The organism is Bacteroides sp. An279 (assembly GCF_002159615.1).
Taxonomy (GTDB): domain Bacteria; phylum Bacteroidota; class Bacteroidia; order Bacteroidales; family Bacteroidaceae; genus Phocaeicola; species Phocaeicola intestinalis.
This window is the reverse complement of sequence record NZ_NFJA01000017.1, coordinates 26,030-50,911: the sequence shown is the minus strand read 5'-3', so window position 1 is coordinate 50,911 and position 24,882 is coordinate 26,030. Positions and strand designations below refer to the sequence as shown.

The following is a 24,882-nucleotide window of genomic DNA, read 5'->3' as shown; positions in this document are numbered from 1 at the left end:
AGTTCGGCGGGAACTTTGGTGGTTTCTTTCATCGGCTTGCAGACGCAAGAGGTTAAGATTCAACCGGTTATGAAAGTGGTGATGCAATCTAACATGCATGAGCTGGACGAAGTGATGGTGGTGGCTTATGGTACTGCGAAGAAGTCTTCTTTTACAGGAGCTGCAACTTCAGTTGACGGGGAGAAAATCGCAAAACTTCAAGTATCATCTGTTTCCAAAGCACTTGAAGGGGCTGCAGCAGGCGTACAAGTAATCAGCACGAGCGGACAACCCGGTGAAAATGCAAAAATCCGTATTCGTGGTATTGGTTCGTTTAGTGCTTCCGCCGCTCCTTTATATGTGGTAGACGGTATGCCTTACGATGAAGAAGCTGTTAATGCTTTGAATCCGGCTGATATCGAAAGTATGTCTATCTTAAAGGATGCTGCATCTGCTGCTCTTTACGGTTCTCGTGCAGCTAATGGCGTTGTTATGATTACTACCAAAAGAGGTTCCAGTGACAAAAGTAGTATCAGTGTAGACGCTCGTTGGGGTGTTAATACTCGTGGAATCCCTGAATATGATATTATGAAAGACCAACGCACTTATGTAAAAACTGCTTGGAATGTATTGTATAACCAAGTGGGAGGTGAAGAAGCGTCTGCTGGTTTGATTAATTCTATCGGTTATAATCCTTTTATCGGAGTAGCTAATAATGAAATGGTTTCTCCGGAAGGTGTGGTCACTTCTGCTCCTTTGCGTCATCACGATGATTGGGCGGATGCAACTTTACATAATGGATTACGCCAAGAATATAATATCAGTATGCAGGGCGGTAACTCTAAAACGACTCATTTCTTGTCTTTAGGTTATTTGAAAGATGAAGGTATCTTGCGGAACACAGACTTTGAGCGTATTTCGGCTCGTGCCAATATTACGCATACTGTAAATAAATATTTGGACTTAACTGGAAATTTATCGTATGCACGTGGGGAAAAGAATGCCGGAACATCCCAAGGAGCAAGTTTAACAAATTACTCGAACGCATTTATGTTTACACAACAGATTGCTCCGATTTATCCAGTATATGCTTACGATACAGACGGGAACCGTTTGTATGATGAAGACGGTAATGTTATTTATGACTATGGTGACGGAACATACAGTTCACGTATGGCAGGTTTCAGCAACCAGAATGTAGCTGCAAATTCTGATCTTGACGTACACCAAACTTTGAATGACAATTTCTCTGGTCGTGGAACTATCAACTTAAACTTATTTGAAGGATTTAAGTTGACCGCAAACATTGGTTATGATTTAATGAACCAAGTGCGCACAGACCACATGAATCAATTGTATGGTGATGCTGCCAATGTAAACGGACGTACCTATAAATACAATATCCGCATGCAGACATTTACAGCTAACCAGATTGCCAGCTATGCCAAATCAATAGGAAAACATTCATTTGACGTAATGGTAGGACACGAATCTTATTCGTATATCCAGAATTATCAATATACGCATAAATATAACTTCTATACGCTTGGTAATCCGGAATTCAACAATGCCATTACCATGAGTGATATGAATTCGTATAAACAAGAACATTCAATGGAAAGTTACTTCGGTCGCGTAAATTATGATTATGAAGACCGTTTCTATCTTTCTGCCAGCATCCGTACAGACGAGTCGTCTAAATTCCATCCGGATAACAGACGGGGTACTTTCTGGTCAGTAGGCGGTTCGTGGCGTATGACTCAGGAAGAATGGTTGAAAGATGTATCATGGCTGAATGACTTGAAAATAAAGGCAAGTTACGGTACACAAGGGAATGACGGTATTCTTGATCAATATGGCTATGTAGTTTATCAACCCTATTTAAAGCAATATACCGTATCAAATAATAACGGTGCATTCTCTGTAGTGGAAAGCTATCGCGGAAACAAAGACTTGACATGGGAAAAGAGCAAGAACTTGAACGTAGGTATCGAATCTTCTTTCTTCGACCACCGGTTGAAATTTGATTTCGACTATTTCTTGAAGAATACTTCAGACATGCTTTATAATATGCCCTATCCTATATCGTCTGGTATTTCATATATACCTATGAATCTGTTGGATATGAAGAATCAAGGTTTTGAATTTACACTTACCGCAACTCCGTTCCGCACTAATGATTTTGTATGGAACATCTCAATTAATGGGACACATTATAAAAACAAAATCGTGAGTCTGCCTGAAGACAAAAGAGCTGACGGTATTATCCATGGAACATCTTCTTTGTTCCGCCTGACCGAAGGAGGTTCTATCTATGATGTATATACATACGAATATGCAGGTGTAAATCCGGAAACAGGTGCAGCCCAATGGTATATGAATGTAGAAGACGAAAATGGGAATGTAACGGGCAGAACCGTAACCGAAGATTATACCCAAGCCGACAAATACGATTTAGGCTCGACTTTGCCTGATTTCCAAGGAGGTTTGTCAATGGACTTTTCATATAAAAACTTTGATTTGACTATCGGAACAAACTTCCAGTTAGGAGGTCAAATCTATGATAGTATGTACATGGGATTCATGCATGCAGGAAGCAATGTTGGTTCAAACTGGCATAAGGATATTTTGAATGCATGGACTCCTGAAAATAAGAATACGGATGTGCCTATCATGGACGGAGCACAAAATAGTAACGCACAATCATCCCGCTTTTTGATTAGCGCATCTTATTTCAATATCCGTAACATTTCATTGGGATATACTTTCCCGGCTAAATGGATGAAAGCGATACAAGCTAACTCTGCACGGATTTATGTTTCAGCAGACAATGTTGCCATGTTCTCAAAACGTAAAGGATTGGATCCACGCCAATATGAATACGGATATTCAGCTGCCAACTATTCAGCTATCCGTGCGATTTCATTCGGTATTAACTTAAACTTTTAAATAAGAATAGACTATGAAGTTTCTTAAATATATTACATTATGTGCCGCTGCCCTCACCTTAGGAAGTTGTGCGGATGACTTTTTGGATAAGGAGCCAAGTGAATATGCTTCGGAAGACCAAATCAAAGAAGTGATTGAGAGAGACCCAAGTGCCATACAAGCCTATATTACGGGATATTATAAAAACCTATTTTCTCCAGAAGCTCAGCAAAGTCATGACGATTTTGGTCTAAAAGCATTCGAATTAGCTACGGATTTGATGGGAGATGATATGGCTTATCTGACTCAGCACTTCTTCGTTTACGACTATATGTTGGATAACCGAGGCTCGAATTACCGTCGCCCTACGACATGTTGGCAAGAGCTTTATGCTGTAATTAGTGGCGCGAACGAAGTTATTACCAATCTAATCGGTTTAGCGGAAGACGGGGACGAAACCGTAGAAACCATGTTGGGGCAAAGTTACACTATACGTGCTTATTGTTATTTTTGGCTAATCAATCTTTACCAACAACCTTATCAATGGAATCAGGGAAAGCCAGGTATTCCTATCTATACAGAAACTGAAACAAGATTGGAGCGTGTTCCTGTAAAAGAAGTATATGACCAAATCCTTAGCGATATTGACAAAGGGTACAATTACCTGAAAGGCAAAGGAATTTCAAGTAAAGCAGAATTGAATGAGTATGCTGCAGCTGCTATTTACGCTAACATTCTTTCGTTCGTAAACGATTATCCTGATCAGTGGAATAAAGTCGCAGAATATGCCCAAATAGCTATTCAAGGCGGAACATTGATGAATGAAGACGAATTGTTGTCCGGTTTCAATGACATCAACTTAAGTGAAGTGCTTTGGGGTGCTGACATCAATAGCGAAACCAATACATTTTATGCTTCATTTATGAGTAATATGGATCCGTTTGGACCGGGGTATGGAGGTGCATTAGGTAACTATAAAATGATTGCCAGCGACTTGTATGATAAAATTGCAGACAATGATATTCGTAAAAAATGGTTTGGTATTGATGTAGATGAATCGAATTCTCATTATAATGTACGTCAATATATCCAATGCAAATTTGTGGATGTCGGTTCATTAGGAACAGGAGACACCTTCTGCTCTGATTATATCTATTTGCGTACAGGTGAAATGTATTTCGTGGCAGCCGAAGCTTTATACCGTGCAGGGAAAACAGCTGAAGCAAAAACGATGTTGGAAACTATTATGCAAACCCGTGTACCTGGATATACTTGCAGCAAATCTGGAGATGCGTTATTAGAAGAAATTGAAATTCAAAAACGTATTGAAATGTGGGGTGAAGGAAGACGTTTGTTTGACATGAAACGCCGCAATGAGGATTTAGACAGAACACATGCAACTAATCATAGTGCTACGACTCCTAAATCAGTTCCGGCTGGTGATAAACTATTTATCTATCAAATTCCGGACAAAGAATTGAATGCGAATAGTGCTATTACAGAACAGAATGATTAAATAGTGCATTCTATAAATTAACAAGAAGGCTGCTCATGCTGAAAATCAGTTGGGCAGCCTTCTTTTCAATTTTTACAATGACCGATTGAAAATCCAGCGGGCAAAGAAAGGGTCATCTATTTCGTATTTCTTATTCTTTATTACATATCCTTGCTTAGACAAACGTTTTAACGCACTAAATGCAGTACTGGTAGGCATTTCCCTTTTTGAATCAAGCGGAGACGTTGCGCTTTGTGCTAAAATAGTCAATATGTGGCGGTCGGTTTTATTCATTGCCATCCAAATGCGTTCATAGTCAAAATCATGTAATTGAGTTAATTCGTCTACGGCATGATTTACAACCTCCACTGTCTGGCTTTCTTGTTCCAATATATTCCAAACTTGAAAGGCAAGCTGCTGTGTATAATAAGGATGGCATTGGGTAAACAAAAGGATGTCTTTCGCTATTTGTTCCGATTGCTCTGGAACTATAAATGCAAACCGCTCTGTAAGATAACGGAAAAAATCATCGTAAGGTATCTTAGGAAGCCGCATCAAGACACCAAAATGGTAAAAAGGCGACTTTTTCTTCTCGAATATTTCCGTCATCATGGATTCTTGGCTTCCTAAAAAAATATAGTTCACATTATGCTGCAACTGCATGACGGAGCGAAGGTATTTGTCTAATCCTTTCTCTAAATCAACGATTTCCTGAAATTCATCCAGCACCACGACAAACTTATTCTTCTCCCCTAACTTCTCAATCAGCATCAGCACATCTTCCAGTACGATATTGTTGTCGCTTCCGGGTTGGAAAGCTACGTCCACTCCATCGGTCATCGGATTAACCGAGAAAGTAGGGATAAACCGGAAGTGAGTCATGGCGTGCTTGATTTTCTCAAAAGGGTATAACTTGAAAATACGCTTTAATAAAAGTGCAGCCAGTTCGGTTACAGAAGTGACAGATTGCAGGTTGACCATAATGACAGGCCTGTCTGTATGCTGCAAGGCCTTGCATACCAGACTGGTTTTCCCAAACCTTCGCGGACTGATTAACACCAAATGGTTTTCACTTTCCAATAACTGTCCGACAGCTTGTAATTCCTTTTCCCTGTCTGTAAAGAAGTCACCGTCTACTATAGTCCCGAATTTGAATGGATTCTTCATATTGCGAATTTTTTCGTTGCGACATTTTTCGCAAAGATAAAGAAAAATTTCGTATATCGGTTACATTTTGGGTAGAACCGTTCTTGCCAGAACACCTCTACAGGCTTTTATTGGCTGATTATCTCTTGACAAAGGTTTTAAGCTTTATCTGATAAACGGTTAATACTAAGCATTTTACATGCTTCTGATAGTTCGGCGGGAACTTTGGTAGTTTCTTTCATCGGCTTGCAGACGCAAGAGCTCGACATCCGACCGGTTATGAAAGTTGTACTGAAGTCGGATGCTGAGGTATTGGACGAAGTGATGGTGGTGGCTTATGGTACTGCAAAGAAGTCGACATTTACCGGTTCGGCAGCTACAATCAAGAATGACAAAATCGCTTCACGGCAAACTTCAAATATCACGAATGCTTTGACCGGACAGGTTGCCGGAGTGCAAACTACAAGCAATACTGGCCAACCGGGAAAGGATGCGGAAGTGCGCATTCGGGGTATCGGATCTATCTCAGCCAGCAACAGGCCTCTTTATGTAGTGGACGGCGTACCTTATGACGGTGAATTGTCTGCCATCAGCTCTACTGATATCGAATCGATGACTGTATTGAAAGACGCAGCTTCAAATGCTTTGTATGGTGCCCGCGGTGCAAACGGTGTCATTTTGATTACTACTAAGCGGGGTGCCAATGGGGAAGCACGTGTGAATTTTAATGCCAAATGGGGTGTGAACAAGCGCGGTATCGCTTCATACGAACGCATTACAGATCCAGGAAAATTCTATGAATTGAATTACGCTTCTATCTACAATGCAGATTTGGAAGGTTATCTGGCAAACGGAGACTTAGCTGCTGCTAATGCATACGCCAATCAGGCTATGTTGTCTTCGGCTTATTTAGGATACCAAGTATTCAGTGTGCCGAATGGTGAACAGCTGATAGGAATGGACGGAAAACTGAATCCGAATGCGAAACTAGGGTATTCTGACGGGACATATACTTATCTCCCTGACGATTGGACGGACGAATTGTTCCAAAACAATTTGCGTCAGGAATATAATTTGAGTGTCAGTGGTGCCAATGAAAAATTGAACTATTACATGTCTGCCGGTTATTTGGACGATCAGGGAATTGTCCCTAATTCCGGATTCCAGCGTTATTCAGCCCGCTTGAAAGCGGATTATCAAGTCAAACCGTGGCTGAAAATGAGCGGCAATGTATCGTTCACCCATTACGACAGTCGGGAACAGGATACCGAAAGCGGTACTTCTAATGCCAATGCATTTTATGCCGCGAACATCATTGGTGCTATTTATCCGATGTATGTACGTGATGCAAAGGGAAATATCATGGTGGATAATCGTGGTTCCCAGCGTTATGACTATGGGTCGGACACAAATTTCTCACGCTCGAACGTAATTCCCAATGCCAATCCGCTGGCAAGCTATATGCTTGACAAAATGGAATATTCCGGTGATGTTGTCAGTGGAAAATGGGGTGCCGACATCGACATTTGGGGCGGCATCAAAGCAAGAATCAATATCGGCGTGGATGCGAACAATGTGCATTATTCTAATATGGTCAATCCGTTTTACGGACAATATTCCGAAACAAGCGGTGTGGGCGGTATCGTCAGTGTAGCCACACAGCGCACTTTCAGTACGAACCAACAGTATTTGCTGACTTATAACCGGACGTTCAATCATGTACATAATGTAGACATTCTTGCCGGACATGAGAATTATAACTACAAATACCAGTATTTATACGGCCAGCGTGAGAAAGTATACAATCCGAATATTCCCGAACTGAATAATGCCATTTCCAACCAAATCAACGAATCCTATACGCAAAAATACGCAACGGAAGGTTGGCTGTTCCGCGGACAATATGATTATGACGGAAAATATTTCGCATCTGTATCTTACCGTCACGACGCTTCTTCTTGCTTTGCTCCTGAAAACCGTTGGGGTAATTTCTGGTCGGTAGGGGCAGGATGGCTTATCAACCGCGAGAAATTCATGGAAAACCAGCATTGGATTAACATGTTGAAGTTTAAAATCAGTTATGGTACCCAAGGTAATGATAACCTGATGTATGAAGGCGGGCTTTATCGTAACTATTATCCCTATATGGACCAATACACATTGGCAAACAGCAATGGTGATTTTTCTACATCATTGTATTATAAAGGAAACAGAGACATCACATGGGAAACTTCGCACAGCTTCAATACTGGATTTGACTTCACATTCTGGGACGGGAAATTAAGCGGTAGTGTGGAATACTTCTCGCGCAAAACCACCGACATGCTCTATTTCAAGCCAGTGGCTTCGTCATTGGGTTATTCGCGTATGCCGGAAAACGTGGGTTCAATGGTGAACCGTGGCATTGAAATTGATTTGTACTCGACTGTAATCGATACAAAAAACATATCATGGGACATCAATCTCAATCTTACCCACTTTAAGAACAAAGTGCTGGAACTGGCTCCCGAGCTGAACGGGCAAATGATTGACGGCGCACGTATCTATCGCGAAGGGGATTCCATGTACCAGCTATACCTGCCTAGATATCTGGGTGTAAATCCGGATACCGGTGAAGCCCAATATGCGTTGGTTCAACCAGACGAGGAAGGAAATACAGTCACAACAGATTATGCCGTGGCTTCGGAGAACCGTTTCGCTACAGGCAATATCTTGCCGAAAGTATATGGCGGTTTCGGCACCAGCCTTAAAGTTTACGGGTTTGACTTCTCCATTTCATTTGCCTACCAACTGGGCGGACGCATGATAGACAATACTTACGCTGATTTAATGAGTGATGAAGCAATGGGTCATGCCTTGCACGTAGACATGCTGAATGCCTGGACTCCGGAAAACAGAAACACGGATGTGCCACGCATGAACGCCAATAACGTGTATACTACTTATACATCAGACAGATGGTTGACAAGCTCAAACTACCTGAGCCTGCAAAACATCACTTTCGGTTATACTTTGCCGAAGAAGTGGACGCGCAAGTTACAGATAGAAGGAGTACGCCTCTTCTTCGTGGCAGACAACGTGGCTTTGTGGACAGCACGCAAAGGTTTTGACCCGCGGCAAGGATATGTATCTACTGATAATGTATATTCTCCAATCCGTACTATTTCCGGCGGAATATCATTGGATTTCTAACGTTTAAATAAAAGGAAAATTATGAAACTGAATAACAATTTTATAATAATAGCAGGCATTACACTGGCACTTGCGTCTTGCGACTTAGATAAGTTCCCGGAAGGCCAGTATGTGTCTGACGAGCAAAAGGAAAACATAATCGAAAGCCGTCCGAATCTGATAACGGCAGAAGCCAATGCCATGGCTGCCAGACTGAATTTCTTTGGCACGATTTCCGATGACCTTAATACATACCATAGCGACTATGGAGTTCCTGCCGTGTCTTTACAACTGGAATCTGGAGGTCAGGACATTGTGGCATCTACAAGCGGCTATAACTGGTTTAGTCGTTCTCAGAATTATGCCGACCGGGATTATGCCGATGCAAGCGGGGCTGAGTTTATTTGGAAGATTTTCTATAATCACATGAAGGCAGCCAATGATTTGTTGAAACTTATTGATGCGAATACAGAAGATGCAGATTTGCAACGCTACCGGGGGCAGGCTTTGGCAGCACGTGCATACGATTACTTAAACTTGGTACAATGTTTCCAGTTTACTTATGCAGGACATGAAAGTGCATTAGCTGTTCCTATTGTCACAGAAACAAAAACAGACGAGGAACTTCAAAATAATCCACGTGCTACAGTCGAACAAGTTTATGAACAAATCATGAACGATTTGAATCAAGCCGCAGAACTATTAGCCGGTTTTGACGCAGGCAGCAATAAAGACCAAATAGACGAAGCCGTGGTATATGGCTTGCGTGCCCGTGCCAACCTGCTTATGCAAAACTGGGCTGCCGCAGCAGAAGATGCAGACAAAGCTATTCAAGGTGGCACTCCGCAGTCTTTGCAGGAAGTTTCCACACCGACCTTTAATTCGGCTACTGCCAGTTCATGGTTATGGGGGATATTGATTTCACCGGATAATGAGGTGGTAACCACAGGCATCATCAATTGGCCTTCTCACTTATGCTCCTTTACCGGAAACGGCTATACGACATTAACCGGGACATTCCGTTCGGTCAGTTCGTCTCTTTATGAACAGATTCCTGATACAGACATCCGCAAGCAGTGGTTTATTTCTCCTGACACTACTTCAACGCTGGTAGATAATGAAACGGTAAACGGAACTCCTGTTATTGAATATTTTGGTTTGGCTCCATACGTAAATACCAAATTCGGTGCTTACCAGAGTGTGTTTGGAAATACAACCAATTCTTCAGACTGGCCTCTGATGCGTGTAGAAGAAATGTATTTGATTAAAGCTGAGGCAGAAGCCATGTCCGGAAATCTTGGAGCAGGAAAATCCACTTTGGAAAGTTTTGTGCAAACTTACCGTAATCCATCCTTTACAAGTCATGCTACTTCAGCTGAAGAATTGCAAGATGAAGTTTGGCTGCAACGCAGAATGGAACTATGGGGTGAAGGTTTCGCTCTGTTCGACATTTTACGATTGAAGAAACCTATTGTGAGGAAGGGTACGAACTATCCGGCATCTGTCCAATTCAATTTGGAGCCGGAGTCGCAGATTATGATTTACCGCATTCCACAATGTGAAATGGAAACCAACGAAGGAATCACTGATGAAGATAACAACCCGGCAGCAGAGCGTCCTACGCTGTAAATCTTTAGTATAAATAGAAATGAAGAGGGTGTGCCCCTAACTGATTATGACATATAAATGGTACAGACTGAACATTCTGTTATAAACCAATCCATATAAACGGTGGTCATCTGCTATATCGGTGTAGTAGTCTATGGCAATCTCGTATTCGGGTGCACTCTCTTCATTATGTTTCACATATATACAATGTTTGAATGCAAGAAGCGTTACATTTGTTCCTTTAACCATAAACTGAAAAAGCGGTCATACACTTGATAGGTCCCCTGCTCTTCGGTAATTATCAGTGTTTGTCGACAGCACCGTCCAGTTTACCCGTCAGAAATTCTCTTTTAAGCCATTCGTATATATATGAAGGGCTTTGACTATATAAGTCTGTTTCTTTGTCAGAAAGTGCTCTGAACGTATCAGAAGTATAAACTATATTCAATGCGGAAGGTATGTCTAATTGAAAATCCTCAATCAAAAAACCTGTTATTTTATCAACTATGTGTGAAATCAAATAGTCTTGTTGAATTGGTCTTATCATATTCTATTCAATAAATTAATACTTCGTAAAGTTCCAAAAAAGAATTGCCTGTTCAATTGTTTGTATTCCAATTCCTTTGCCAATTCCTCCAGAGTACAGAAACCTTCTTCGTAACGGCTTAAAAGGTAAGCTACCCCGTCATCAGCTATCGGACCCATCACAATATCGTAATAATGCGAAAAGGCAGGGATACTCCTTGTTCTATTCCGGTAAATGAATTCTGCCCACTCTTTGCTTGGCTTTTCAAAAAGCAGGACGTTCAGAAACGGAGCCGAGAGATACGTTTCATCAAATTGATATTTCTGTACAATCGGACTTCCGCCAAGAATCCGTGCTTTCTTGGCTGCCATATTTTCAGCCTGCACAAGAATATCAGTCAGATAAAAGCCTTGACCAAAGTCCTTGTACGGATTGGATTTTCGAATGTCTATCTGCTGAAAATCAACATTAGTCCCATGATAAAGTATCATATCAGTTGTCCTCCGTTTTTTTTGCAGATGACAATCAAGTCATCCACGGCATCATCAATGGATTGCAAATGCTCTACGCCGTAAAAGTCATTCAGAAAATCCACGCCTTTAAACCGATATAGGTATAAAAAAGCATTCTTGACCGAAAGGCTGAAACGCTTGGCAAAAGCACGTATGCATGCATTTATATAAGGTATCTTATACTTATCATCCATAACTAAAGGTGTTTGAGTTTCACACAAAGGTAATCAAAAATTCTATTATCTCATCATTTTCAGATATATCTCGGGTAGAAAAATTTCAGACGAAACCCTGTTATACTCTATATGAACCAATCATGAGAAAGAACAAAGCATAATTATAAATTCTGTAATTCGTTTATAAACAGTCATTTATAGGCATCATCAAGTTCGGCGGGAACTTTGGTGGTTTCTTTCATCGGCTTGCAGACGCAAGAGCTCGACATCCGACCGGTTATGAAAGTTGTACTGAAGTCGGATGAAGAGGTATTGGATGAAATTGTTGTCGTTGCTTACGGTACCCAGAAACGTGCCTCCATTACGGGTGCGGTATCATCTGTAAGTGCAGGTCAGATTGAAAAACGACCGGTAACCAATGTGACCAGCGCATTGGAAGGTACTACTACCGGTGTGCAGGTAAACAGTACATACGGTGAACCGGGTAATGGTAGTAATAACATCCGTATCCGCGGTTTTGGTTCTATTAATGGAACAAACGAACCCTTGATTGTAGTAGATGGTGTACCCTATGAAGGCAGCCTGAACGAAATCAATACCAATGATATTGAATCAATGTCTGTCTTGAAGGATGCTTCTTCGGCTGCTCTTTATGGTAATAAAGCCGCTAATGGTGTTATTTTGATTACGACACGTAATGGAAAAGGAAGCAAACCGAGCCTGAATCTGGATATACGCCAAGGTATGTATACCCGTGGTATTCCCGAATACGACCGTCTGGGCATCAACGACTGGATGGAAACAATGTGGAAAGGATACCAACGCTATTATATGATAGACGAAGGTATGGATGCTGCTTCAGCCGCCGCAGCCGTTAACCAGACTTTGATGAGCAACGTCATCAAATCGAATATCTTCGACAAAGGGAATACCGAACTTTTCACAGAAGACGGGAAGTTCATCGGAAATGTTTTGCCGGGATATAACGATTTGGATTGGTATGACGCACTGGAACGTACCGGCTATCGTCAGGAATATAATCTGAGCGGTGCTGCTGCCGGTGAGAAATACGACCTGTTTGCATCCAGTTCTTACCTGAACGAAAAAGGATATGTCATCAGTTCTGATTTTGAACGTTTTTCGGGCCGTTTGAAAGCGAACTTTACTCCGAACAAATGGTTTAAGAGCGGTATTAATTTATCAGCAAGTTCTTCGGAAGGCAATTATGCCAATGAAGCCAACGGCACCTATTATATCAACCCATTCTATTCCGCACGTATGATGGCTCCGGTTTATCCGTATTATGCTCACGATGCGGAAGGCAATGTGGTGATGGACGAGAATGGAAACCCTACATACAACCTTGGGCAACAGTATCTGTCAAACCGCCATGTAGTGTATGAATTGGAAAACGATATCAACCGTATGTACACCAACACGATGCAAGGACAGATTTATGCCACGATTTCGTTCTTGAATGATTTCCAGTTTACGGCAAAAGGAAACCTGTTCAATTCGAACATGAAACAGAAAAATTACAATAACCCTGTCTGTGGTGACGGTGCCGGCAACAACGGTCGTCTGACCCAATATTACCAACGTGTAAAAGACTATACATTGTCACAAGAACTATTTTGGGCACACCATTTCAACAAGCATACGGTGGATGTGCTGTTGGCTCATGAAGCGCGCAGTTATTATGAGTCATTAGATTATACGGCAAAGGCTAATATGAAAATGACAGGTGACAACACTGAGTTGTCAAACTTCTCAGAAACTACTTACAGTGAAGGTTCTACGATTGAGTATAACACAGAAAGTTATTTGGCACGTGCCCGTTACAACTACGATGACAAGTATTATTTCGATGCTTCTTTCCGTCGGGACGGCTCTTCCCGCTTCCATCCCGATCACCGTTGGAGGAACTTTTGGTCGGTAGGCGGAAGCTGGATGATTTCGAAAGAAAAGTTCATGGAAGATGTGACTTGGGTAGATGATTTGAAATTGCGCGCTTCGTACGGCGAAGTAGGTAATGATGCCGGCGTGGATTATTATGCCTACATGGCTTTGTATAATTCGGACACCAATGCCGGATTGGGCGCTTATTATAAGAACCAGCTGATGAACGAGGACTTGAAATGGGAAACCACATCTTCGTTTGACATCGCTGTAGAAGCACGCCTGTTCGACCGGTGGAACATTTCATTCGATTATTTCGATAAACGTTCGCGCGACCTGCTGTTCAATGTGTATAATCCGTTGTCGGCTGGTGCTACAGACTTGTGGGGAATCGGTAGTGCTGACGCAACAGCTATGTCAAGTATGGCAAAAAACATCGGTTCTGTATCTAATAGAGGTATCGAAATCGCTACTGATGTGGATGTTATCCGTACCAAAGACTGGAACTGGAATATCGGCATGAACCTGACATGGCTGAAAAACGAGATTATCGAATTGCCTGACGGAGAAGATATCCTAAACGGTGTACAGATGTTCTCGGAAGGACATAGTATTTACGAATTCTATATGTACCAGTATGCCGGTGTAGACCAGATGAACGGTCGTGCTCTTTATGAAATTGACCCGACAAAAGTTGAATCGGCAAAAGCAGCTGGTTATCATGTGAATATCAACGGTACAGACTATACGTATAACACCACGTATGCTAGAAAGGACTGGAGCGGCACTGCATTGCCTACTGTTTATGGAAGCATCTCGACTTCGGTAAGTTATAAGGATTTAACTCTTTCTATCTTAGGGACTTACTCATTGGGTGGAAAGACATACGATACCACCTATGCTTCTTTGATGAGTTCGAGCGTAGCCAGTCCGAATGCACTGCATACAGATGTGTTGAATGCCTGGCAGAGTGTACCTGCTGGAATGACAGAGGATTCGCCCAATCGTGTAGATCCGAACGGAATTCCCCGTTTTGACTTGTCATCACAAGATGCTTATTCGCAAGGTTCATGTGACCGTTGGCTGCAAAATTCTTCTTATTTCATCTTGAAGAATATCAACTTGAACTATAATTTGCCTAAGAGATGGGTAACCAAACTCGGACTTGGCGGTATAAGCGTATATGGTAGTATTGAAAACGCATTTACCATTACCTCGCTGAAAGGTATGAACCCGCAGTACAGTTTCAACGGTACGATGGACAACACATTCGTGACAGCCCGTGTTTATACATTAGGCGTAAACTTGAAATTCTAAATCAATACATAAATTAATAGAGCATATAAATATATGAGACATTCTATCACAAAATACATGACAATGGGATTGCTGGGTGCTGCCTTGGCGTTCAGCTCCTGTAGTGACAGCTGGCTGGACACGGTGCCTACTGGTTCAGCTTCTGCTGGGGAAGTGAACGATAATGCAGACAATATGAAGCAAGCCATCAACGGTATCTGCAAACTGATGACCATGCAGCATGCATATTATGGCCAGGGTTTTAATGGCGAAGGTACCATCATGATGATGTACGCCGAATATATGGGTGAGGATTTCTATTTCCCTGTATTTGCCCCGGGATGGGCTCCGATGATGAATGGAACGATGAATGACAGCAATACATCCATTTATGATTCGTACCCTTGGTATTATTACTATACCATAGTAGGAAACGCTAATACGATTCTTGCCAATGTAGATACCGCCGAAGGAGATGAGGCAGAGCTTCAGTTTCTGAAAGCTTCAGCATTGACATTCCGCGCATTTGCCTTTTCACAAGTAGTACAGTTCTATTGCAACAGTTGGGCGAATAGCAACAACGGTGCTACAGACGGTATAGTTTTACGTTTGGATGAATCTACAGGTGACATGCCGTTGTCTACCTTAGCTCAGACCTATGAACAGATTTACAAGGATCTTGACGAAGCCATCTCACTGTTTCAGGCATCCGGTTTAGACCGTAGCGCAGTATTTGGCAGCAGTGCCGTATGTTTTCCAAATCTGAATGTAGCTTATGGCGTATACGCTCGTGCTGCCCTGAATCGGGAGGATTATAGCAAGGCAAGTGAAATGGCCCAATTGGCCCGGAATGGTTATGCATTAATGTCGAATGCCGATTACCGAACCGGCTTCTGCAATCCGACGTCCGAATGGATTTGGGGTTCTTACAACGATGCAGCCGAGACATTATACTATTGGAGTTTCCAAACAACAATGGCATACAATGGATATTATGCATCAGTTGGCTATAATATTGCGGCAAGCCGTGAGTTGATTGATGCCATTCCTGATTCGGATATACGTAAAGGATTGTTCTTGCATTCAGGCACTTTCCTGTCGGAAGGGCAAAAAGTAGAAGATGTCATAGAAACGACTTATGGCAGTTTCAATGTAGAAACGGAAGCAGGAGTGGCTGCTGCAGAAAAAGCGAATAACTATGCAGCCAGCGTTTGCACTTACACTCCGGCACAAACCATTGAACCATACGGTGCTTTGAAATTTACCGCACTTGGTATGCCGGGTATTGGATGCATTCCATTTATCCGTTCTTCTGAAATGTTATTGATTGAGGCAGAAGCAGCTTATAAGACAGGGGATATTACAAGTGCACAAAACGATTTGATTGAATTGAATCAAACCAGTGGACGTGACCCTGAATATACTTGTACGAAAACAGGAGAAGATTTGTGGAACGAAATTATTCTGTACCGTCGTCTCGAACTTTGGGGTGAAGGTCACAGCTGGTTCGACTGCAAGCGTTGGGGACGCCCGGTTCAGCGCAAAGGCATTACCGAAGGAGGTAATTTCCATGCGTCTATTGCCGGTACTTATGGAGCAGATCCCAACTCTTCATTCTGGAAATGGGTTCTTCCGTCAAGAGAAACCGATTACAACAGTGGATTAGACATGCCAGCCGTAGAATAACGGACAAATACACGACAACAAGTAAAGCGACCCTTCTGCACGAAAACATCTGCAGGAGGGTCGTATTTTATATCATAAGGACGTATTTAAAACTTATCCCCAATCAGCCTACGATAAAATTCAAAACAGTTTCTTCTAAGCAAGACACCGCAAAGCAGCGCTACAAGTAAAGCATTTAACAAGATTATCACAATGTAGAAACAAGGATGTAACACGACCACCCTATTTTTGCAATGTCAAATAAAAAAGGAAGAAAGAAATGAAAACAACTCTGATTAAAAACATCATTTTAGGCTTGGCTGCCATGACTTTCATTACAACTGCAAATGCAGAAGACAGCAACAAAGAAAACAAGACCAAAGACATGCAAGTAAAAGTACTGGTAGTTGGACTAGACAATGTGGGTTCTAACTATTTTCCAGCTCCTATGATTACAGAAGAAACCGGCATTCCTCAAGACAGCATCGGTGACACTTACAACCGTATTATTACCAATAACATCATTCAGGCAAACAAAGACAAAAAATATACGTTCGTCTCATCAGAAAATCTTCCTGATGTGAATACTCTTGTGACCGAAGTTAAAGTCAACGGAGAAAATGAAGACACCTATGCTGACTTAAGTAATGTAAACAAAGAAGAATTCAGCAAAATACTTAACGAAGCGGATGCCGACTATGTGCTTTTCCTTAATAAACATTACTTGAAATGGCAAGACACCCCCCTGCGCACCCTGTTCCACTTTGTAAGTTATTCACTTTACGACCGCAATCAGCATGAAGTGACCAAAGGGAACAACTATTTCACATGCATGAATTTGGAAAAGGGAGCCAAACTCAGCAAAGCCAGCCGTAAAAGTTCCTCCAAAATAGCTTCGGAAGTCATCAAAAGCATCAACAAAGACTAACTAGACATAAACAAACAGATTCTCTCTCTCTTTCTGACGTCGCCGCATGCTGAAAATGCCGCGACGTTTTTTGTGTATTCCCGTAAATTCTTGTTACCTTTGCCTGCAAACAAAAAAGATTCTGAATATGGCAAAATTTAAACGTATCTTGTTAAAGTTAAGCGGCGAAAGCCTGATGGGAGAAAAGAAATACGGCATAGACGAGAAACGCCTGGGAGAATATGCCTTGCAGATTAAGGAAATACACGACATGGGCGTGCAGATAGGCATCGTTATCGGCGGAGGGAACATTTTCCGCGGGCTGAGCGGTGCCGGAAAGGGATTCGACCGCGTGAAAGGCGACCAGATGGGGATGCTCGCCACGGTAATCAACAGCTTGGGGCTAAGCTCGGCATTGACGGCAAACGGGGTGAAGGCACGGGTGCTGACGGCTATCCGCATGGAGCCGATAGGCGAGTTTTACACCAAATGGAAAGCCATCGAAGCCATGGAGAACGGTGAAGTGGCCATCATGTCCGCCGGCACGGGAAACCCGTTCTTTACCACCGACACGGGTTCATCGCTGAGAGGCATCGAAATAGAAGCCGACGTGATGCTGAAAGGCACGCGCGTAGACGGCATCTATACCGCCGACCCCGAAAAAGACCCGACCGCCAAGAAGTTTGACGATATCACGTACGACGAAGTGCTGGCACGCGGGCTGAAGGTGATGGACCTCACCGCCACCTGCATGTGCAAGGAAAACAACCTGCCCATCATCGTCTTCGACATGGATACCGTGGGCAACCTGAAGAAGGTCGTTGCTGGTGAAAATATCGGCACGCTGGTACATAATTAATAATTAACAATATGAATATCCGCAAACATCCCATGTAGGGGCGTATCGCATACGCCCTGAAGGCATCCGCGTGGATAAGTGGACGCATTCAGGCGTATGCGATACGCCCCTACAGTCAATTGAGTGAAATGCGGATATTCAATTAATTGTTAATTGAATTGTTGTTCCGTTCTTCATCAGCGGTATTTCCTTCAGGCGGTCGAGGGGAATCCCCCGAGCCTGCGCAATGATGTTCCGGTTTATCTGCCCGTGGGCAACCACCAGCACCGACTTGCCCTCGCAATGCTGCTTCAGATAGTCGATGCACTTGCCTGCGCGTGCGTAAAGCATTGCGGGGGTTTCGGCGTCTTTCGGGAAACAGGAACGGTCGACGCTGTTTATCGACCTCCCCGTCCAGCTCCCCCAGTCCACTTCGCGGAACAGGGCATTCTTTTCCCAGGGCAAATCCCGGCTGCCTACCGCAAGGCGTACCGTATCTGCCACTCGCTGCAGGTCGCTGCTGACAATGGCATCCAACGGAATGTTTTCCAAGGCCTTTCCCAAGGCTATTGCCTGCCGCTTCCCTTCTTCGGTGAGGTGTCCGGGCAAATGCCCTTGGAATATCCGGCTCAGGTTTTCTTCTGTCTGCCCGTGGCGGGCGAGGTATAGGGTAATCATTCAAATCAGTCTTCCATCAGTTTCCGGTAACGCACGCGCTTCGGCTCTACATTGCCCATGCGCTTCATCTTGTTTTCCTCGTATTCGGTGTACGAGCCTTCGAAGAAGAACACCTCGCTGTTTCCTTCAAACGCCAGGATGTGGGTGCAGATACGGTCGAGGAACCAGCGGTCGTGGCTGATTACTACGGCACATCCGGCAAAGTCTTCCAAACCTTCTTCCAGCGCACGCAGGGTGTTGACGTCAATGTCGTTGGTAGGCTCGTCCAGAAGCAATACGTTGCCTTCTTCCTTCAGCGCCATGGCGAGGTGCAGGCGGTTGCGCTCGCCTCCCGAAAGCATGCCGCAGAGCTTTTCCTGGTCGGCACCCGAGAAATTGAACCGGCTCAGGTAGGCACGGGCGTTCACGTCGCGGTTGCCCATGCGGAGCAAGTCGTTGCCTCCGCTGATAACCTGGTATACGGTCTTGTTCGGGTCGATGTCTTTGTGCTGCTGGTCCACGTAGGCAACCTTTACGGTTTCGCCCACTTCGAAGTCGCCTTTGTCGGGCTTCTCAATGCCCATAATCAGGCGGAACAGGGTGGTCTTTCCGGCACCGTTGGGACCGATGACGCCCACAATGCCGTTGGGGGGAAGCATGAAGTTGAGGTCGTCGAAGAGCAGCTTGTCGCCGTAAGCTTTTGCCACGTGTTTCGCCTCGATTACCTTATTTCCCAGACGGGGACCGTTCGGGATGAAGATTTCGAGCTTTTCCTCTTTCTCCTTCACGTCTTCGTTCAATAACTTGTCGTACGAGTTGAGACGTGCCTTGCCTTTCGCCTGACGTGCCTTGGGCGCCATGCGCACCCATTCCAACTCGCGTTCCAGGGTCTTGCGGCGCTTGCTTGCCACTTTCTCTTCCATCTCCATGCGCTTGGTCTTCTGCTCCAGCCAGCTGGAATAGTTTCCTTTCCAGGGGATGCCTTCGCCACGGTCCAGCTCCAGAATCCAGCCTGCCACGTGGTCGAGGAAATAGCGGTCGTGCGTCACGGCAATCACCGTTCCTTCGTATTGCTGGAGGTGTTGTTCCAGCCAGTCGATGCTTTCGGCATCCAGGTGGTTGGTAGGTTCGTCCAGCAAGAGGATGTCAGGCTTCTGGAGCAGCAGACGGCACAGCGCCACCCGGCGGCGTTCGCCTCCCGAAAGGTTCTTCACCGGCTGGTCTTCGGGCGGGCAGCGCAAGGCGTCCATCGCGCGCTCCAGCTTGGAGTCGAGGTTCCACGCGTCGGTAGAGTCGATGATGTCCTGCAGTTCCGCCTGACGGGCAAAGAGGGCATCCATTTTCTCGGGGTCCTCGTAATACTCGGGCAAGCCGAACTTCTGGTTGATTTCCTCGTATTCGGCAAGCGCGTCTACGGTTGCCTGCACGCCTTCCATCACGACTTCCTTCACCGTTTTCGTATCGTCCAAATAAGGTTCCTGCGCCAGATAGCCTACCGAGTAGCCCGGCGAGAACACCACTTCGCCCTGATAATTCTTGTCCAGTCCGGCGATAATCTTCAGCAACGTAGACTTACCGGCTCCGTTCAAACCGATGATGCCGATTTTCGCTCCATAGAAAAAGGATAGGTAGATGTCTTTCAATACCTGTTTGTTGTTCTGGAATGACTTGCTCACTCCGACCATCGAAAAGATAATTTTTTTATCGTCTGCCATATTCTTTATAGTTTTAATGTTTCTGATAATGTCTCTTGAAATAACGGTACGTGAATGCCTGATACAGCAAAAGCCCTGCCACGGCTATCAGTATTTCCGCCCCAAACAAGCCTTTGCCCTGGCTTTGCAGATACACGCCCAAGAAGATGCCGCACGCCCACGCCAATTCCCACGACAAGCAGTATGTGTGATAACCCGTCCCGCGCTCGCAATGCAAGGGGAGCAAAATCATCATCTGGAGGAACTGGCCGATGGAGAATCCCGTGCCTAAGCCTATCAGGCATCCGCCTATATAGAGGGGATAAACGCCCTCAGGATGATGCAATGCCATCAGTCCGGCAATCATCAGCAATTGCCCCGCCCCGACTTGAATCCGCCCGTCGACCTGCCGCCTTACGCTCTCCCTCACCAACAGATAGAGCAGGAAGCCAAGCCCTGTGCAAAGATAAAAGGAAAAATCGGAAACCGAAACAAAAAGCATGCCTATCACCAACGGAACCGCCATCATATTGATGCCCGGAGGGACCGCACGGAAAAGCAAGAAACGGTCGGACGAGCACAGGGGCAAATCCAAAGGGGCGCGGAAACTGATTTTCACATACCCGATTAGCACCATAGCCACCGCCAGCAAGCACGCCGAAGCACTTACCAGCTGCGTGAAAGCCACATGCTGCATCCCCGCCAAGCCAATCACAACGCCCGCCAACATGCCCGCGATGCCCGACCATGTAAAAGCCCGGTTCGCTCCGTCCCGCTGATGGCTGGGAGCCACATCTATCGCCAATGTGCTTCCGGTAGCCATCAAAGCGATTCCGAACGCGCTCCCCTGCAAGACGCGCAAAGCGACAATCTGCCATGTTGCCGAGGTCCACGGATAAGCCAGCGTCGCCAGACCTAACACAATCATGCTCCGTATGCATACCTGTTTCCGGCTGAATGTATCGACCAGATAACTGTTGAACACTCCCGGAATGAACAGGGACAAGCCGAACACTACCGCCATGCACGCCGCTTCCACTCCTGTATATCCCCAGACATCCGTCATCCACCGGTGCAGGACAGGAAACTGCATGTATACGGCGGCATGAAAAAACACATTTGCCGCTGCAAGCAAAGTAAAGTTTTTATTCCACAGCATATACCTTTATTATAATTGACAAATGACAATTGACAATTCTTTCACATCGCCGCAGGGCAATTGTCAATTGTCCATTGTTTAATATTGTTCCGACTCGTTCGGGAAACCGCCCGACTTCACATCCGTCACATATTGTCCGATGGCATCGGTCATCACCGCATTCAGGTCGGCATACCGGCGCAGGAACTTCGGGCTGAAGCCTTTGGTCATGCCCAACATATCAGCCACCACCAGCACCTGGCCGTCTGTAGCTCCTCCGGCACCTATGCCGATGACGGGGATATGCAAGGATTCAGTCACCTGCTGTGCCAATGCAGCCGGAATCTTTTCCAATACCAGCCCGAAGCAGCCGGCTTCTTCCAGCAATTTCGCGTCGCGCAACAGCTTATCGGCTTCGGCATCGCCCTTGGCACGCACACCATACGTACCATACTTGTTAATGGATTGCGGCATCAGGCCCAGATGGCCCATCACCGGGACACCCGCCCCGATTATCTTACGGATAGCCTCTATCACTTCCTCTCCGCCTTCCAGCTTCAGCGCATCGGCACCCGTCTCCTTCATCATCCGCATGGCGTTGCGCACCCCGTCGAACGGGTCTGCCTGATACGAGCCGAACGGCATATCCACCACCACCAGCGCACGCTTCACGCCCCGGACGACCGAACGGGCATGGTAAATCATCTGGTCGACCGTAATGGGCAACGTCGTCACATTGCCTGCCATTACGTTCGATGCCGAGTCGCCAACCAATATCGCATCCACCCCGGCTTCGTCCACGATGCGTGCCGTGGTATAGTCGTACGAAGTCAGCATTGAAATTTTCTCACCTCTTTCTTTCATTTCCATCAAGCGGTGGGTGGTCACCTTCCGAGTGTCACTAACTAAATATCCAGCCATAATCTTTCTCCTTTCTATAATAACAAAATCGGTTCGTGAAAAACAGGATGGAACGCAGAGGCGCAAAAGCGCAAAGTTTTTATTTTTGAGAGAGCAAAGCGCACAGAGATTGGCATTTTGCCTTCTCTGACATATTCCTCTGCGTCCTTGCGTCTCTGCGTTCGATAATACAAAAATCCGGGCAAAAGTAAATCATTTCAACGAGTTAAGCAAGCTTTTCATCTTTTCGTAGCTGAACGAGGTGAAATCGGGGATAACCACCCGGCATTTATCACGGATTGCCTCGGCGGGATTCGTCGTGCTCAGCCCTACCACCGCCATTCCGGCGGCATTTCCCGCTTCCAGCCCATGAAACGAGTCTTCGAACACCACACAGTTCTCCGGTACCGTCCCCAGCACCTGTGCCCCCAGCAGGAAGCAGTCGGGGGCTGGTTTCGAGCGGGTGAACATCTCCGCCGTCAGGATTCGCCCGACCAGTTCCTTCAGTTCCGGATGCACGGCATACACGCTCCGCATCTTCTGTCCGTTCGAGCTGGTCACAATCGCCGTCTTCACTCCCTGCTCACGCAGCTCACGCATGAAACCGGTCACTCCCGGCACGTATTCATACTTCATCTCTGCCTCATAGCGGTTCAAATCCTCCGTAATTTCCGCCTGCTCTTTCTCCATCCCGGCAAAATAACGGCTGAAAATCTGGCTCAAGGTCTGCCCCTTGATTATCTTGCCGAAAGCCTCGTACTCCGGATGATACTTCTTCCCCACCGCATCCCAGAAGACGGTATATTGCGGCTCGGTGTCCATCACCACCCCGTCGAAATCGAAAAGAGCGGCTATACATTTGGTTTTATCCATATCCAGTTTTACATTTAGTTTGATTTAACAGCACAAATTTCCGAAATATTCGTCCATCTTCCTAACTTTGCACCGCAATTTTAACGAAAGAATACACAAAATGAACGCAAACAATCCGCACGTGCTGGGAGAAGCACCTATAGGGAAACTGCTGTGGCAATACTCCATCCCCGCCATCATCGGCATGACACTGACCTCATTGTACAACATCATCGACAGTATTTTCATCGGTCACGGCGTGGGTGCCCTTGCCATCACCGCCCTTGCCATCAACTTCCCGCTGATGAACCTGCTGATAGCCTTCAGCACACTGGTAGGCGTGGGAGGCGCCACGCTCTCATCCATCCGTCTGGGGCAAAAAGACGTGCAGGGAGCCGAAGACATCCTGGGCAATGTCACCATCCTGTGCGTGGTCAATGCCGTCGTGTTCGGAAGCATCTCGCTCATCTTCCTCGACCCCATCCTGTACTTCTTCGGCGCCACCGAAGCCACCATCGGCTACGCACGCCAGTTTATGCAAGTCATCCTGATAGGCACGCCCGTATCGTACGTGATGATCGGACTGAACAACATCATGCGCGCCACGGGCTATCCGCGGAAAGCGATGCTCTCGTCGATGCTCACCGTAGGGTGTAACGTCGTCTTCGCGCCGCTCTTCATCTTCTGGCTCGAATGGGGGATGCGGGGTGCCGCACTGGCGACCATCCTCTCGCAGTTCGTCGGCATGATATGGGTGCTTCACCACTTCTGCAGCCGGTCCAGCTACATCCGGTTCCAGAAACGGCGCCTGCGGCTGAAGAAAAAAATCATCCTCAACGTGTTCAGCATCGGCATGTCGCCCTTCGTAATGAACGTGTGCGCCTGCTGCATCACCATCTTCATCAACAGCAGCCTGCTGAAATACGGAGGCGACCTCTCCATCGGCGCATTCGGCATCCTGAACCGCATCCAGATGCTCTTTGTGATGATTGTAATGGGTATCACGATGGGGATGCAGCCCATCACCGGATACAATTACGGGGCAGGACATTACCAGCGTGTGCGGCAGACACTAAGGCTGGGAATGACCGCCGCCGTTATCATCACCACCTGCGGCTTTGCCATCGGCGAACTGTTTCCGCGTGTGTTCGTAGGAATGTTCACCACCAATGACGAACTGACCCGCCAAGCCACCGTAGCGGTACGCTTCGGAGTAGCCGCCTTTGCCGTGGTGGGTGCGCAGATTGTCATCACCCAGTTCTTCCAGTCTATCGGGAAAGCCAAAATCTCCATCTTCCTCTCCCTCTCGCGCCAGCTGCTGTTCCTTCTTCCGGGACTTGCCCTGCTGCCTCTTGCCTACGGATTGGACGGCGTATGGCTCAGCATGCCCGTGTCCGACTTTCTTGCCTTCATCGTGGCAGTACTGATGCTCGGACACCATTACCGCACGAAAATGAGCGTAGGCAACTGAACCGAGGCATCCGAAGTGCTCCCA

17 protein-coding genes and 1 pseudogene are annotated in these 24,882 nt (G+C 45.6%); 9 read left to right on the top strand and 9 right to left on the bottom strand.

Annotated features, from left to right (window positions below; all coding sequences use genetic code 11):
• The coding region (locus tag B5F78_RS05010) for a SusC/RagA family TonB-linked outer membrane protein (protein ID WP_241148253.1) at nucleotides 1–2,928 on the top strand (2,928 nt) is incomplete at its 5' end.
• A gap of 13 nt (nucleotides 2,929–2,941) precedes the next feature.
• Nucleotides 2,942–4,423 (top strand): RagB/SusD family nutrient uptake outer membrane protein, encoded by a 1,482-nt coding sequence (locus B5F78_RS05005; RefSeq protein ID WP_087406186.1) that lies wholly within the window; start codon nucleotides 2,942–2,944, stop codon nucleotides 4,421–4,423.
• 72 nt (nucleotides 4,424–4,495) lie between these two features.
• Here the strand turns inward: B5F78_RS05005 and B5F78_RS05000 are convergent, their stop codons facing one another.
• Entirely contained in the window at nucleotides 4,496–5,569 is a 1,074-nt protein-coding gene (locus B5F78_RS05000; RefSeq protein WP_087406185.1) for an AAA family ATPase, read from the bottom strand.
• A gap of 171 nt (nucleotides 5,570–5,740) precedes the next feature.
• Between B5F78_RS05000 and B5F78_RS04995 the strand changes: the two genes are divergently transcribed.
• Together B5F78_RS04995 and B5F78_RS04990 are read left to right on the top strand one after the other, a co-directional pair.
• A complete protein-coding gene (locus tag B5F78_RS04995; protein ID WP_255376592.1) occupies nucleotides 5,741–8,740 on the top strand; it encodes a SusC/RagA family TonB-linked outer membrane protein in 3,000 nt (999 codons plus the stop codon).
• 21 nt (nucleotides 8,741–8,761) lie between these two features.
• Entirely contained in the window at nucleotides 8,762–10,348 is a 1,587-nt protein-coding gene (locus B5F78_RS04990) for a RagB/SusD family nutrient uptake outer membrane protein (RefSeq protein WP_087406183.1), read from the top strand.
• Between the two features lie 36 nt (nucleotides 10,349–10,384).
• On the opposite strand, the gene B5F78_RS17075 is transcribed toward B5F78_RS04990, so the two are convergent.
• The 3 genes from B5F78_RS17075 to B5F78_RS04975 all read right to left on the bottom strand — a co-directional run bounded on the left by B5F78_RS17075 (nucleotide 10,385) and on the right by B5F78_RS04975 (nucleotide 11,559).
• Complete coding sequence (locus tag B5F78_RS17075; protein WP_158098052.1) at nucleotides 10,385–10,525, bottom strand: hypothetical protein; 141 nt, start codon at nucleotides 10,523–10,525, stop codon at nucleotides 10,385–10,387.
• Nucleotides 10,526–10,870: 345 nt separating this feature from the next.
• Nucleotides 10,871–11,344, bottom strand: coding sequence for a DUF3990 domain-containing protein (locus B5F78_RS04980; RefSeq protein WP_087406182.1), 474 nt, complete (start codon nucleotides 11,342–11,344; stop codon nucleotides 10,871–10,873).
• Nucleotides 11,341–11,559, bottom strand: a complete 219-nt coding sequence (locus tag B5F78_RS04975; RefSeq protein ID WP_022039204.1) for a DUF3791 domain-containing protein — start codon at nucleotides 11,557–11,559, stop codon at nucleotides 11,341–11,343. Before B5F78_RS04975 ends, B5F78_RS04980 begins: the two co-directional genes overlap by 4 nt.
• A gap of 204 nt (nucleotides 11,560–11,763) precedes the next feature.
• Here B5F78_RS04975 and B5F78_RS04970 point away from each other — a divergent pair.
• The 4 genes and pseudogenes from B5F78_RS04970 to pyrH form a co-directional block, all read left to right on the top strand.
• Nucleotides 11,764–14,757: pseudogene (locus tag B5F78_RS04970) on the top strand (SusC/RagA family TonB-linked outer membrane protein); the annotation flags it as partial.
• Nucleotides 14,758–14,790: 33 nt separating this feature from the next.
• On the top strand, nucleotides 14,791–16,422 hold the full coding sequence (locus B5F78_RS04965; protein WP_087406181.1) for a RagB/SusD family nutrient uptake outer membrane protein: 1,632 nt from the start codon (nucleotides 14,791–14,793) through the stop codon (nucleotides 16,420–16,422).
• Nucleotides 16,423–16,681: 259 nt separating this feature from the next.
• On the top strand, nucleotides 16,682–17,329 hold the full coding sequence (locus tag B5F78_RS04960; protein ID WP_087208737.1) for a hypothetical protein: 648 nt from the start codon (nucleotides 16,682–16,684) through the stop codon (nucleotides 17,327–17,329).
• Nucleotides 17,330–17,456: 127 nt separating this feature from the next.
• Nucleotides 17,457–18,167 (top strand): UMP kinase, encoded by a 711-nt coding sequence (gene pyrH / locus B5F78_RS04955; RefSeq protein ID WP_013617405.1) that lies wholly within the window; start codon nucleotides 17,457–17,459, stop codon nucleotides 18,165–18,167.
• 138 nt (nucleotides 18,168–18,305) lie between these two features.
• Here pyrH and B5F78_RS04950 read toward each other — a convergent pair whose 3' ends face one another.
• The 5 genes from B5F78_RS04950 to B5F78_RS04930 all read right to left on the bottom strand — a co-directional run bounded on the left by B5F78_RS04950 (nucleotide 18,306) and on the right by B5F78_RS04930 (nucleotide 23,408).
• Complete coding sequence (locus B5F78_RS04950; RefSeq protein WP_087406180.1) at nucleotides 18,306–18,824, bottom strand: histidine phosphatase family protein; 519 nt, start codon at nucleotides 18,822–18,824, stop codon at nucleotides 18,306–18,308.
• Nucleotides 18,825–18,829: 5 nt separating this feature from the next.
• Nucleotides 18,830–20,518: an energy-dependent translational throttle protein EttA gene (ettA, locus tag B5F78_RS04945; RefSeq protein WP_087208733.1), complete on the bottom strand. Its 1,689-nt coding sequence runs from the start codon at nucleotides 20,516–20,518 to the stop codon at nucleotides 18,830–18,832.
• Between the two features lie 13 nt (nucleotides 20,519–20,531).
• Nucleotides 20,532–21,656, bottom strand: a complete 1,125-nt coding sequence (locus B5F78_RS04940) for an MFS transporter (protein ID WP_087406179.1) — start codon at nucleotides 21,654–21,656, stop codon at nucleotides 20,532–20,534.
• A 78-nt stretch (nucleotides 21,657–21,734) separates the two neighbouring features.
• Nucleotides 21,735–22,556 (bottom strand): 3-methyl-2-oxobutanoate hydroxymethyltransferase, encoded by an 822-nt coding sequence (panB, locus tag B5F78_RS04935; protein WP_013617409.1) that lies wholly within the window; start codon nucleotides 22,554–22,556, stop codon nucleotides 21,735–21,737.
• Between the two features lie 192 nt (nucleotides 22,557–22,748).
• Nucleotides 22,749–23,408 carry an HAD family hydrolase gene (locus tag B5F78_RS04930; RefSeq protein WP_022039833.1) on the bottom strand — a complete coding sequence of 220 codons (660 nt, stop codon included), beginning with the start codon at nucleotides 23,406–23,408 and terminating at the stop codon, nucleotides 22,749–22,751.
• Nucleotides 23,409–23,508: 100 nt separating this feature from the next.
• On the opposite strand from B5F78_RS04930, the gene B5F78_RS04925 reads away from it, so the two are divergent.
• Nucleotides 23,509–24,858, top strand: coding sequence for an MATE family efflux transporter (locus B5F78_RS04925; protein ID WP_013617412.1), 1,350 nt, complete (start codon nucleotides 23,509–23,511; stop codon nucleotides 24,856–24,858).
• The last annotated feature ends 24 nt before the right edge of the window (nucleotides 24,859–24,882 follow it).

Excerpts from the sequence above, each read along its gene's own strand:
- B5F78_RS05005 (WP_087406186.1), top strand. The coding sequence starts at position 2,942 with ATGAAGTTTCTTAAATATATTACATTATGTGCCGCTGCCCTCACCTTA.
- B5F78_RS05000 (WP_087406185.1), bottom strand. The coding sequence starts at position 5,569 with ATGAAGAATCCATTCAAATTCGGGACTATAGTAGACGGTGACTTCTTT.
- B5F78_RS04990 (WP_087406183.1), top strand. The coding sequence starts at position 8,762 with ATGAAACTGAATAACAATTTTATAATAATAGCAGGCATTACACTGGCA.
- B5F78_RS04980 (WP_087406182.1), bottom strand. The coding sequence starts at position 11,344 with ATGATACTTTATCATGGGACTAATGTTGATTTTCAGCAGATAGACATT.
- B5F78_RS04975 (WP_022039204.1), bottom strand. The coding sequence starts at position 11,559 with ATGGATGATAAGTATAAGATACCTTATATAAATGCATGCATACGTGCT.
- B5F78_RS04965 (WP_087406181.1), top strand. The coding sequence starts at position 14,791 with ATGAGACATTCTATCACAAAATACATGACAATGGGATTGCTGGGTGCT.
- B5F78_RS04960 (WP_087208737.1), top strand. The coding sequence starts at position 16,682 with ATGAAAACAACTCTGATTAAAAACATCATTTTAGGCTTGGCTGCCATG.
- pyrH (WP_013617405.1), top strand. The coding sequence starts at position 17,457 with ATGGCAAAATTTAAACGTATCTTGTTAAAGTTAAGCGGCGAAAGCCTG.
- B5F78_RS04950 (WP_087406180.1), bottom strand. The coding sequence starts at position 18,824 with ATGATTACCCTATACCTCGCCCGCCACGGGCAGACAGAAGAAAACCTG.
- ettA (WP_087208733.1), bottom strand. The coding sequence starts at position 20,518 with ATGGCAGACGATAAAAAAATTATCTTTTCGATGGTCGGAGTGAGCAAG.
- B5F78_RS04940 (WP_087406179.1), bottom strand. The coding sequence starts at position 21,656 with ATGCTGTGGAATAAAAACTTTACTTTGCTTGCAGCGGCAAATGTGTTT.
- panB (WP_013617409.1), bottom strand. The coding sequence starts at position 22,556 with ATGGCTGGATATTTAGTTAGTGACACTCGGAAGGTGACCACCCACCGC.
- B5F78_RS04930 (WP_022039833.1), bottom strand. The coding sequence starts at position 23,408 with ATGGATAAAACCAAATGTATAGCCGCTCTTTTCGATTTCGACGGGGTG.
- B5F78_RS04925 (WP_013617412.1), top strand. The coding sequence starts at position 23,509 with ATGAACGCAAACAATCCGCACGTGCTGGGAGAAGCACCTATAGGGAAA.